Annotated in this window: 12 protein-coding genes; 11 read left to right on the top strand and 1 reads right to left on the bottom strand. The window is 70.3% G+C overall.

Annotated features, from left to right (window positions below; translation table 11 throughout):
• From GEV28_RS39945 to GEV28_RS39930, 4 genes are all read left to right on the top strand, one after another.
• A partial coding sequence (locus GEV28_RS39945; RefSeq protein WP_291419201.1) for a type VII secretion-associated protein occupies positions 1–626 on the top strand: 626 nt, incomplete at its 5' end.
• Positions 627–659: 33 nt separating this feature from the next.
• A complete protein-coding gene (locus GEV28_RS39940) occupies positions 660–1,262 on the top strand; it encodes a hypothetical protein (protein ID WP_291419199.1) in 603 nt (200 codons plus the stop codon).
• Positions 1,263–1,402: 140 nt separating this feature from the next.
• Entirely contained in the window at positions 1,403–1,813 is a 411-nt protein-coding gene (locus tag GEV28_RS39935) for a WXG100 family type VII secretion target (RefSeq protein WP_367115285.1), read from the top strand.
• A gap of 66 nt (positions 1,814–1,879) precedes the next feature.
• Complete coding sequence (locus tag GEV28_RS39930) at positions 1,880–2,170, top strand: WXG100 family type VII secretion target (RefSeq protein ID WP_291419195.1); 291 nt, start codon at positions 1,880–1,882, stop codon at positions 2,168–2,170.
• Positions 2,171–2,371: 201 nt separating this feature from the next.
• Here the strand turns inward: GEV28_RS39930 and GEV28_RS39925 are convergent, their stop codons facing one another.
• Positions 2,372–3,256, bottom strand: a complete 885-nt coding sequence (locus tag GEV28_RS39925; RefSeq protein WP_291419192.1) for a hypothetical protein — start codon at positions 3,254–3,256, stop codon at positions 2,372–2,374.
• 190 nt (positions 3,257–3,446) lie between these two features.
• On the opposite strand from GEV28_RS39925, the gene rplM reads away from it, so the two are divergent.
• The 7 genes from rplM to GEV28_RS39890 all read left to right on the top strand — a co-directional run bounded on the left by rplM (position 3,447) and on the right by GEV28_RS39890 (position 10,246).
• Positions 3,447–3,890: a 50S ribosomal protein L13 gene (rplM, locus tag GEV28_RS39920; protein ID WP_291419190.1), complete on the top strand. Its 444-nt coding sequence runs from the start codon at positions 3,447–3,449 to the stop codon at positions 3,888–3,890.
• A 33-nt stretch (positions 3,891–3,923) separates the two neighbouring features.
• Positions 3,924–4,373: a 30S ribosomal protein S9 gene (gene rpsI, locus GEV28_RS39915; protein WP_291419188.1), complete on the top strand. Its 450-nt coding sequence runs from the start codon at positions 3,924–3,926 to the stop codon at positions 4,371–4,373.
• 122 nt (positions 4,374–4,495) lie between these two features.
• Positions 4,496–5,830, top strand: a complete 1,335-nt coding sequence (gene glmM, locus GEV28_RS39910; protein WP_291419186.1) for a phosphoglucosamine mutase — start codon at positions 4,496–4,498, stop codon at positions 5,828–5,830.
• Between the two features lie 127 nt (positions 5,831–5,957).
• Complete coding sequence (locus tag GEV28_RS39905; protein ID WP_291419184.1) at positions 5,958–6,287, top strand: WXG100 family type VII secretion target; 330 nt, start codon at positions 5,958–5,960, stop codon at positions 6,285–6,287.
• Positions 6,284–8,962 carry a hypothetical protein gene (locus tag GEV28_RS39900; RefSeq protein ID WP_291419182.1) on the top strand — a complete coding sequence of 893 codons (2,679 nt, stop codon included), beginning with the start codon at positions 6,284–6,286 and terminating at the stop codon, positions 8,960–8,962. The genes GEV28_RS39905 and GEV28_RS39900 overlap by 4 nt, the downstream gene beginning before the upstream one ends.
• A gap of 6 nt (positions 8,963–8,968) precedes the next feature.
• On the top strand, positions 8,969–9,718 hold the full coding sequence (locus tag GEV28_RS39895) for a hypothetical protein (protein WP_291419180.1): 750 nt from the start codon (positions 8,969–8,971) through the stop codon (positions 9,716–9,718).
• Positions 9,719–9,874: 156 nt separating this feature from the next.
• Positions 9,875–10,246 carry a hypothetical protein gene (locus GEV28_RS39890; RefSeq protein WP_291419178.1) on the top strand — a complete coding sequence of 124 codons (372 nt, stop codon included), beginning with the start codon at positions 9,875–9,877 and terminating at the stop codon, positions 10,244–10,246.
• Positions 10,247–10,416: the final 170 nt, after the last annotated feature.

Genomic DNA, 10,416 nt, shown 5'->3' with positions numbered 1-10,416 from the left:
CGCCGCGCACCCCGCCGCCCGTCCTGCCCCCGCCACGGCCGCCGGCCGCGCCGGTCGGGCGGACCAAGCTGCTGGTCGCCGGCGGGGCCGCGGCCGCCGTCGTGGTCGCGGTGATCGTGCTCGTGGTCGCGCTCAGCGGCGGCCAGCCGGAGCCGCAGGCCCGGCCGACCTCACCGGGGCCGGCGCCGAGCCGGGTCATCGCCCAGTACGAGTACCAGTTCGCGCTGCCGGACGGGTGGCTGCAGACCGGCGGCGACCCGGACCGGCTGCGCACCGAGCTCAAGCCGACCGGCCGCGAGACCGGCGACGACCGGGTGCTCGTCGAGGAGATCCGGTTGTCGTTCGACAGCACGGCCGACCGCGCCCGTGCGGTGGACCGGCTGCGTACCGAGTTCGACCAGGCCGGCGAGACCTTCGCGGACTTCGACGACGGGGCGTCGTTCGCCGGCCGGGACGTGATCACCTACCGCGAGACGCTCAGCGGCGCGACGGTGGACTGGTACGTGCTGTTCGACGGCCGGACCCAGGTGAGCGTCGGCTGCCAGTACGCGAACGGCGGCGACGGGCGGGACCAGGTGGCCCAAGCATGTGAGACCGTTGTGCGAACGTTGACCGTTACCGGGTGATCCGTCGCTACGCTCGCCCGCGGAGGTGCCGACATGACGGGGCAGGACGGCGGTTTCCGCGCTGCGAGGGCGCGCTTCACGGCCGAGGTCTCGGCCGCGCTCACCAGGGCTCGCCGCGCCACGGGTGAGGCCAAGGCACAGTCGGGCGACTTCCGCAAGCGCAACCAGGAGCTCACCGAGCAGGCGAAAACGGGACGCTTGCGCGGAGTTCACCGCGGTCAGGTGGAGCCGACCACCGTCGAGCCGCGGGACGAGGCGGCGAAGTTCCGCGACGCCAACGGGTTGCCCGTGCCGGAGCTCCCGGACGCGGACCGGCTGATGGCGCGCCTGCCCGCCGAGCCGGTGGCCGAGCCAGAGCCCAGGCCGGACGACGACGACTTCTCCCAGCACCAGCTGCTCGTCGACTTGGACGACGCCCCCGACGAGAGCGTCGGCGAGGGTCCCGCCGATACGAGCGAGGGTGGGCCGGACCGGGCGGGGACCGAGTCACCGGCGAAGGAGAACACTCGCCCGAGTGACGAGAACGAGGACTTTTCGCAACAGCGAATCCTTATGGATGCGACCGTCGAATCCTACCGTCCGGAAGCCTTCCCGGACTCCGTCTTCGAGCTCTCGGACGAGCAAACCCCCAGCTAAAGCATCGTTTTGCGGGGTCGCGGGGGCAACCGTCGTTGCGGCGGCGAGCTTCTGGTCACCGCCTCGTCCATTCACCACGAACCCCGAACGTTCGAGGTCCGGCGTTCACGCTCGCAACGACCTCCGATCAGGTGGCGACAATGTGGAACCGGACGTGGCAGGGTCTACGTCGCAAGAGGCGTACGAACCAAGAGGGACGTACGACCCGCCGAAGAGATGAAGGGGGCAGCTCCCAAATGCCTGACGGTTACACAGGAGAAATTTCCCAGTTCACCGACGCCCACGCGAAGGTGATCTCGGTGAGGGAAGACGTCGACGCCACGCTGAAGCAGACCATGGACGTGGTCATGGGCCTGGAGGGTTCCTGGAAGGGCGCCGCGGCCACCGCGTTCAACAACATGATGCTTCGCTTCAAGGACGACAGCGACAAGCTGAACCAGGCCCTCGAGGCCATCGCCGAGCAGCTGCAGGCAGCCGGGTCCGAGTACCAGACTCAGGAAGACACGAAGCTGGACGCGTTCGGCAACCTGTCCTCGCAGCTCGACGGCTGACGCAGACACCCAGAGCTTTCCTGAACAGCACTCACTGAACTTCGAGACACAAAGGGGAACTAAGAAATGCCTGATGGTGGTATCAAGGTTTCGTTCGGCGCGCTCCAGTCGGCCGCCGGCAGCATCAGCTCCAACGCGGCGAAGGTCCGGGGCTCGCTCGACGACCTGAAGTCCTACCTGCAGCCGCTCGTCTCCACCTGGGTCGGTGCCGCGTCCGAGGCGTACAACGCGCACCAGGCCAAGTGGGACTCCGCCGCAGCCGACCTGCAGCAGGTGATGGCGGCCATCGGCACCGCCGTGAACCAGGCCGCCGACGACTACACGGCCGGTGAGAGGACCAACACCAACCGCTGGTGAGCTGACGCAGGATCTGCCGTGGGGCCCGGGACATCCTCCCGGGCCCCACAGCTGTCTCCAGCCTTTCCGAAGTGGACACTCCCGCGGCGGTCCACAGGCAGCTCGCCGGTCCCCGAGAACCGTCGGTGCCCGCCCGTAGCGTGCTTACCGGGGGCCGGAGGCCAGGGGCACCCCCGCCTTGCGGGCCGGGCGGGCGGAACCTCAGGCCGGGTCCCGGGTGTTGAAGTTCGTCCAGAACTTGTCCGCCGCCGTCTCGTCCGTGATCGTCGTCAGCTCGCCGGCGTCGGGCTTCGCGGGAAAGTCGCCCTCGCTCGACCCGCCGACCACCTCGTAGCCGACCTGCAGCTCCAGCGGCTCCGCGTCCCCGTCGGTCACCTTCCCCCGGATCTCGAATCCGGTGAACTCCAGGTCGGGCGTGAGCCGGATCACCACCGGCACCACCTCGTCACGCATCGACGCGGTGACCCCGGAGCGCTGGTCCTCCGGAATGGTGATGAACCCCTCGTCGATCATCAGCCCGAGCAGCGCGCCCGTGGTCACCTCGACCCCGTCGTCGGTCCGCTGCGCCCGCGCGGGCTGCCGGTCCGGCGCGTCGAGCGTCGTCTGCGTGATCGCGTTGTCCAGATGGCACGCCAGCCACGCGGTCAGCAGGAAGCAGGTCTGGAACCCGCCCTCGTACAGCGTCGGCACCGCCACCCACGGCGTCGGCGCGAGGTGCGCGTGCTTCGAGTCGAGCCGCACGTAGTCCATCGGGTCGTCCGGCGGGTGCAGGATCGCCGACGAGTCCGCGTCCTCGTCCCGGCGCCGCATGAGCACGGTCATCGGCGGGTCGCCGAGCTTGTAGGACTCGTGCTCGGTGGTGTACTTGGTGTCGCCGTAGTTGAGGAAGTTGAAGACCTTCGCGTGCTCGTCGCCGAGGTTGGCGAAGTGGTCCTGGAACGCCTTGATGCCGGCCTCGACCGTGATCGAGTCGGCGGCCGCCCGGTCCGGCGCCGGGGTGCCGGTCGTCGGCCGCGCGCAGCCGGACAGGATGAGCAGCGCGACGGCGGCGAGCGCACCGACACGCCCTGGTCCTCCGATAGCCATGACACCCCTTCGGCCGCGCCGCAACCTGCTGCCCCGGTGCACCGTAGCGGCCAGGGTGGGACCCGGGGAGGGGGCCGCTTTGACCCTGCTCGGAACAGGCAGGTATCTTCTATCATTGTTGCGCGGCGTGGGCATATGCCCGCGCAGGCCCGCGCAGGCACCCAGACGCAAATGACGACGAGGTAGATCCGTGCGCACGTACAGTCCGAAGCCCGGTGAGGTGGACCGCACCTGGCATGTCATCGACGCCGAGGACGTGGTGCTCGGTCGGCTTGCCTCGCATGTCGCCACGTTGCTGCGCGGCAAGCACAAGCCAACCTTCGCGCCGCACGTCGACACCGGCGACTTCGTCGTCATCGTCAACGCGGACAAGGTCGTGCTCACCGGCAACAAGCGCGACCAGGCGTTCGCCTACCGGCACAGCGGCTACCCCGGCGGCCTGCGCAAGCAGTCCTTCGGCGAGCTGCTGGACACCAAGCCCGAGCGGCTGCTGGAGAAGGTGGTCAGGGGCATGCTGCCGAAGAACAAGCTCGGCCGCGCCCAGGGCAAGAAGCTCAAGGTCTACGCCGGCCCGGACCACCCGCACGCCGCCCAGCAGCCCAAGCCGTTCGAGATCGCCAAGGTCAGCCGGTAAGCCGAGCCGCACCCCAGCACGAAGCGAGGACCATTGACTACCCCTGAGACCAGCGCCGCCGAGCCGGAGGCCAAGCCCGCCACGCCGCGCGTGACCGGGGAGACCGCCCAGACCGTCGGTCGGCGCAAGGAGGCCGTCGTTCGCGTGCGGCTGGTCGCCGGCACCGGCAAGTTCGTGCTGAACGGCAAGTCGCTCGAGGAGTACTTCCCGAACAAGGTGCACCAGCAGCTCATCCGCGAGCCGCTGGTCATCCTCGAGAAGGCCGAGGCTTTCGACATCCGCGCGAACCTCAACGGCGGCGGCATCACCGGCCAGGCCGGCGCGCTGCGCCTGGCGATCGCCCGCGCGCTCATCGAGATCGACATCGAGGACCGTCCGGCGCTCAAGAAGGCCGGCTTCCTCACTCGCGACCCGCGGGTCAAGGAGCGCAAGAAGTACGGCTTGAAGAAGGCCCGCAAGGCGCCTCAGTACAGCAAGCGCTGACGCTCCGTAGTAGCTGAAGGGTCGGGGTCACGCTTTAGCCATGCGATGAACGCCACGCCAGGTGCGAACGATGCACCAGGCGTGGCGTTCATTGCTTCTACCGTCTGGGAGGTTCCCCAACGATGGCGCGCCTGTTCGGTACCGACGGGGTTCGTGGACTCGCCAACGGCGATCTCGGCCCCGAGTTGGCCATATCGGTCGCGGCCGCGGCGGCAAGAGTGCTGGCCGAGCACGACAGCTCACACCGGCCGGTCGCGGTCGTCGGCCGGGATCCGAGAGCGAGTGGCGAGATGCTGCAGGCGGCCGTGTCCGCCGGGCTCACCTCGGCCGGTGCGGACGTCATGCAGGTCGGTGTGCTGCCGACGCCGGCGATCGCACACCTGGTCGGCGACCTGGACGCCGATCTCGGCGTCATGATCTCCGCCTCGCACAACCCGATGCCCGACAACGGCATCAAGCTGTTCGCCGCCGGCGGGCACAAGCTGCCGGACACGATCGAGGACGAGATCGAGGCGGCGGTCGGCGCCACGTTCAGCCGCCCGACCGGCGCCGGGGTCGGCCGGATCTACGACATCAGCGACGCGCTCGACCGCTACCTCGAGCACCTCCTCAAGGCGCTCCCGAACCGGCTGGACGGCCTGCGGGTGGTCGTCGACTGCGCCAACGGCGCCGCCTGGGCCGCGGCACCGCAGGCCTACCGCGAGGCGGGTGCCGAGGTCATCGCGATCCACGCGCTGCCCGACGGCGAGAACATCAACGACGGCTGCGGGTCGACCCATCTCGACGGTCTGCGCGCGGCGGTGCTCGCCGAACAGGCCGACCTAGGGATCGCCCACGACGGCGACGCCGACCGCTGCCTCGCGGTCGACGCGGCCGGGGCGGCCATCGACGGTGACCAGATCATGGCGGTGCTCGCGCTGGCCATGAAGGAGTCCGGCGCGCTCGCCGAGGACACCCTGGTCGCGACCGTCATGAGCAACCTGGGCCTGCACCTCGCGATGCGCGACAACGACGTCACCCTGCGCACCACCGCGGTCGGCGACCGCTACGTGCTGGAGGAGCTGCGCCAGGCAGGCCTGTCGCTGGGGGGCGAGCAGTCCGGCCACGTGGTCTTCCCGACCTACGCGACGACCGGCGACGGTCTGCTCACCGCGATGTCCGTTATGGCCCGGATGGCCGCCACGTCGCGTTCGCTGGCCGATCTCGTCGGCGTGATGACCCGGCTGCCGCAGGTCCTGGTGAACGTGAAGGTCACCGACAAGGCCGCGGTCGCCGCGTCCGACTCGGTGTCCGAGGCGGTCGCCGCCGTGGAGGCCGAGCTGGGCGAGACCGGTCGCGTGCTCCTTCGCCCGTCCGGCACCGAGCAGCTCGTCAGGGTGATGGTCGAGGCCCCGTCCCACGAGGCCGCCGAGTCCGCAGCCCGACGATTGGTAGGTGTCGTCTCCGCAGCCGGCTGACCTGTAGGTTTCGGTCGCGGATCCACTGGTTCGCCCATGCGTGGAAGGCCTTCTCGCTATGTTGCTAACAGTGTGCACGGGCGTACGATCCGTGCCTGTCGACTCGGTCTACTGAGGGGGACACGCCATGGCGGGAGGTATGGAGCACGATCCGGATGCCGTCCGCGCGTATGCCGCGGTCATCGCGGAAGCGGCGAGCCAGGTCGAGCAGATCCAGGCGAAGATGGGGGCGAAGGACGCGACGGCGGCCGATTTCGGCAACTCGTGGAAAGACGACCAGGGCGCGAAGTACGACAAGTACATGGCCGCGATCGCGGCCGACCTCGGCAACCTCACCGCGCACCTTTCCGAGGTCAGCGGCCAGCTGTCCCAGGGTGCGGACGTGGTCGTCAGCGCGGAGTCCTCCGGCCTGAAGAACATCAAGGAGATCGACAGCCGGCTCGGGAGCGAGGAATGAGGTTCCAGCTCCCCGACGCGGCGCCGGCGATCGACAACAGTGATATCGCCATCGATGGTGAGGAGCACTCGAAGGACCTCATCGGCGACGAGGCCATCGACAAGGCCGTCGGTGAGACGATTCCGGCCTACGAGGACGTTCTCGGCATCAAGCTCGCGACATCGGCACAGGAACGGCACAGCCGGCTCGGCGGCCTGGCCTTCGGCAAGATCAGCAAGGACGTAGCCAAGCTCAAGGGCCTCGCCGCGGCGATCGGCAACATCTCGTTCGTGGTCAAGGACGGCAAGGAACGGCTGGCACAGGACTGGAAAGGCGAGTCGTACGACGCCTTCCGCGCGAACATCGAGAAGCTCGAGAAGACGCTCGACGACTACAAGGCGGCCGTCGCGACCACCGCCGCGGGCCTCGAGACCGCGATGTCGAACATCCGCACGATGTATCTGGAATATCGGAACGACTGCCTGGACACGCATTTCACGTGGCACCGCGTTTCGAAGCCCGCCGACTGGTGGAAGATGTCGGGGGCCAGCGGCCGATATCTGGCGGAACATTGCGTCTCCACCCACATCGGCGGCTGCTACTACGACTTTCCCGGGATTGCCGCGCTCATTCAGGACAGGTTGACCACCAACCACCTGTTCAACGACGTCCTCGAGAAGTGGGACTGCACCGACGACTCGGATGTCGTCGTGAGCCAGTACCGGTTCATCGTCGGTGAGGCGGACACGGAGCGCGAGACGATCCACGGCAGGATCAACGCCTACTGCGACGAGGCCGACGCCGTGCGGAAGTTCGTCGGCGAGGCATACGACGCCTCGCTCGAGAACCTCCGGATCCTGGCCGAGGCCAGCGTCTTCTCCCACCTGTCGGTGCCCGGCTCGACCGGCGGTGGTGACCCCGGGCAGGGCGGCGCCCCCGGCCCTGGTGGCGACCCGGGCCCTGGCGGCGGTGGTGACCCCGGCCCTGGTGGCGGTGGTTACCCAGGTGGTGGCAGTCCCGAGGCCGTGATGCCGCCGCCGCAGCCGAACCCCGCGCCCGAGCCGGCCCCGGTGGAGCCCGCGCCCGAGGCGGAGCCGGAACCCGCCGACCCGGCCTCGACCGACCCGGCCGCTGCCGAGCCGCCGGCCGACGAGTCCGTCCGGATCAAGGACGGCGACCGAACCATCTCGGTGACCAGCCCCGACGGCGAGGGCGATGTGAAGGTCACCGTCGACTACGGCTCCGGCAAGGCCAAGACCTACGACCTCGACTTCGACGCGGCCAGCGGCCTGTCGCCGATGCCTGCCGAGGGCCGCCCGGCGGCGGACCCGGGCGCCGAGCACGTGCCCGCGGGCACGAACGGCAAATGCGTGATCGAGAACGGCGACCTGAAGATCACCGCGGAGCGTTCCCTGTTCGACCAGGGCACGATCACGGTGACGGTCGAGAACGGCACCGACAAGCCGACGACCTACACCCTCGACTTCACCGACGACCCACCGGCCGGCGCGCCGGCACCGTCGCCGCCGACCCCTGCCGCGAGCGCCGCCCCCACCCAGTCGGAGCCACCGGCCGCCGCCGACGCGCTGCCGGATGACGTGCCCGCGGGCAGGACACCCGCAAGCTCCGCCGCCGCGGCCGAACCAGCGGACGACCCGACGGCGGATGAGCCACCCACCGACGAGTCTCCCGAAGCCGCTCCGGCCGTCGACGAGCAAACCGACGAGCAATCCGCCGCGGCACCCGTGAGCGAGCCGACCGAAGCCGATCAGGTGGCGGATGGGTCGGCGCCCGGGCTGCCCACCGACGATGAGTCAGCCGTCGATGAGCCAAGCGAGCCGCCTGCCGGCGAACCGACCGAACCGGTCGAACCGGAGCCGGCCACAGCCGACGCGTCTCCCGGTGAGCCACCGGCCGATGCCGATGAGTACTCGGGTGATCCCACGGCCGGTGACTCGCCGGCAACGGAGCCGCCCGCTGGTGAGCAACCTGCCGGCGAGCCTCCCGCCGCGACCGACCCGCCGGCGGCCGAGCCGGCCGACTCGACCGTGGCCGACGAGTCCGCTGCCGACCCGCCGGCCGATGGATCCGGCGCCGGCGCCCCGGCTGCCGACGAGTACGGCGAGCCGCCCGCAGGCGCGCCGGACGATGCCGAACATGTCGCCGACGGGTCTGCTGCTGTTGGGGCCGTTGAGCCGACCGCCGACGGGTCCGGCGCCGGTGAGTCACCCACCGGCGAGGCGGCCGGCGAGCCGGCCGAGGCACAGCCGGCAGCGGATGAGCCGCCCGCCGAGCCTGTCGAGGCCGGGTCCGCCGCTGAGGTGCCCGCCGAAACGCCCGACACTGCCGAGCCGGCCACTTCGGCCGCACCCGAGCCGGCTTCCGGCGAGGTGGAGGGCGGGTCTCAGGCCACGTCCGCGCAAGCCTGGGCCGGTGACCAGAGCGGGTCGGTGTCCGGGGTGCTCGTCCCCGACCAGCCGACCGGCGAGGCCGGGTTGGCCACTGCCGGCGACGGTGACCCGGCCGCGTCGGCCGGCGCGGGGATGCCCATGATGGCCGGCGCCGGAGCCGGCGACAACGCCGAGAGCGGGCGGGCCGGCACTGGCTGGAGTGTCCACGGCGACCTGTTCGACAACGGCGATCCGGTCTACAGCATGCACGGCGTGCTCGGCGAGGACGATCTCGACAACAAGTGAGGCGCGATGTCCCTGTACGAGATCGACCACGACGCCACGCAGCGCCGGCTCGACGCGATCACCACCAACGGGCTCCGCGCGCTCGGTGACTGCGCCCGGCGCTCCGAGGAGATCGACAAGCAGGTCACCGAGATGCTCGAGCGCCAGGAGCGCGAGAAGCAGGCCATGGACGAGCGCGTCAAGCAGGCCGCCGAGGAACGCGCCGAGCAGGCCGGGCCCGCCGGCCGCCCGATCGCCAAGCCCGCCACCCTCGCGCTCGGTGGCGAGGAGTTCCAGGAGGCCCGGCGCGTCACGCCGGCGCCGGCGGTTCGGGAGCCGGTCGTCAAGGCCGAGGCACCTGCCGAACCGCCACCGGCCCCGCGGAGAACCCTCAAGCTCGGCGCCCCGGGGGAGGGTCCCCCCGTCGCCGGACACACCGGCGGACCGGGCTTCGGCGCCGGACAACCCGGCCCAGCGGGCCCCGGGAGATTCAGCACAGGCACCGGCCAACCCGGCCCGGCCGGCGCGGGAAGGCCCGGCCCGGCCACGCCCTCGGCCGGCCTGGGCGGACAGAACGCCGCACCCGGGTTCGGCGGTGAGCCGGTGTCCTGGTTCGGTGGCGGCCGGGAGTCGGGTGCGGCCGAGAACCAAGGCGGCGGCCGGCCCGGCGGGCCGCGAGCTGCTGGCACCGAGGACAGCAAGGCCAAGCGCAAACCGCGCCGCCCGACTCCCTCCGAAGGCGACGACGACATGTCCGGGCGGACCTGGTTGCGGTAAGGCACCGGCAGGTCCACCATTTGAAGAAGCAAATTCCTGGCAGCTGCACGACTCCACCTGCGGATAGGTAGATTCTGTGTGCAGATGCGACGGCACCGGTCGTCGCCGTTGCGCGTCGAACCCGGCGTCACGCAGGTTGAGTCACAAGGGGGACCCATGAAGACGCCGCCGGCCAGCACCACGCCGCCGCCCGCGGGCCCAGGTGGGGTCGCCCCTCCGGACGGTTACACCACCGACACCGGCCAGATGTCCGGAGCCGGCGGCAACATCAACGACGCGGCCGAGGACGCCAAGGGCGAGGTCGAGGACACCCAGCCCACCGAGCTCACCGATGCCGAGTTCGGTACCGAGCACACCCAGTGGCATGGCGACTACTCGGCCGCCATCGAGCAGCTCGGCCAGGGCGCCACGGCCATGTGTGACAACCTCATCTCCTTCGCCGGCCAGATCAGCGGCGCGGGTGCCACCTACGGCGCGACGGAGTCCGGCGCCACCACCACGGTGACCGCGCCGGGGAGTGGGCTGTGAGTCGCTCCTGGCAGGACGTCAAGGGCGTCCTGGACGATCCGTACGTGTCGGCGGATACCAAGGAGGTGTTGCTCGCTGCGTTTGTTCGGGAGAATTATGACCCGTTCGGGGGGGATTCGGATCTTCCGGATGGTGTCAGTGACTATGTCGATGGCACCGCGGCGTCTTAT

Source organism: Actinophytocola sp., from assembly GCF_009379765.1.
Lineage (GTDB): Bacteria > Actinomycetota > Actinomycetes > Mycobacteriales > Pseudonocardiaceae > Actinophytocola.
This window is presented reverse-complemented; position numbering and strand designations above follow the sequence as displayed.

Excerpts from the sequence above, each read along its gene's own strand:
- glmM (WP_291419186.1), top strand. The coding sequence starts at position 4,496 with ATGGCGCGCCTGTTCGGTACCGACGGGGTTCGTGGACTCGCCAACGGC.
- GEV28_RS39935 (WP_367115285.1), top strand. The coding sequence starts at position 1,403 with ATGTGGAACCGGACGTGGCAGGGTCTACGTCGCAAGAGGCGTACGAAC.
- GEV28_RS39890 (WP_291419178.1), top strand. The coding sequence starts at position 9,875 with ATGAAGACGCCGCCGGCCAGCACCACGCCGCCGCCCGCGGGCCCAGGT.
- GEV28_RS39895 (WP_291419180.1), top strand. The coding sequence starts at position 8,969 with ATGTCCCTGTACGAGATCGACCACGACGCCACGCAGCGCCGGCTCGAC.
- GEV28_RS39925 (WP_291419192.1), bottom strand. The coding sequence starts at position 3,256 with ATGGCTATCGGAGGACCAGGGCGTGTCGGTGCGCTCGCCGCCGTCGCG.
- GEV28_RS39900 (WP_291419182.1), top strand. The coding sequence starts at position 6,284 with ATGAGGTTCCAGCTCCCCGACGCGGCGCCGGCGATCGACAACAGTGAT.
- GEV28_RS39940 (WP_291419199.1), top strand. The coding sequence starts at position 660 with ATGACGGGGCAGGACGGCGGTTTCCGCGCTGCGAGGGCGCGCTTCACG.
- GEV28_RS39930 (WP_291419195.1), top strand. The coding sequence starts at position 1,880 with ATGCCTGATGGTGGTATCAAGGTTTCGTTCGGCGCGCTCCAGTCGGCC.
- GEV28_RS39905 (WP_291419184.1), top strand. The coding sequence starts at position 5,958 with ATGGCGGGAGGTATGGAGCACGATCCGGATGCCGTCCGCGCGTATGCC.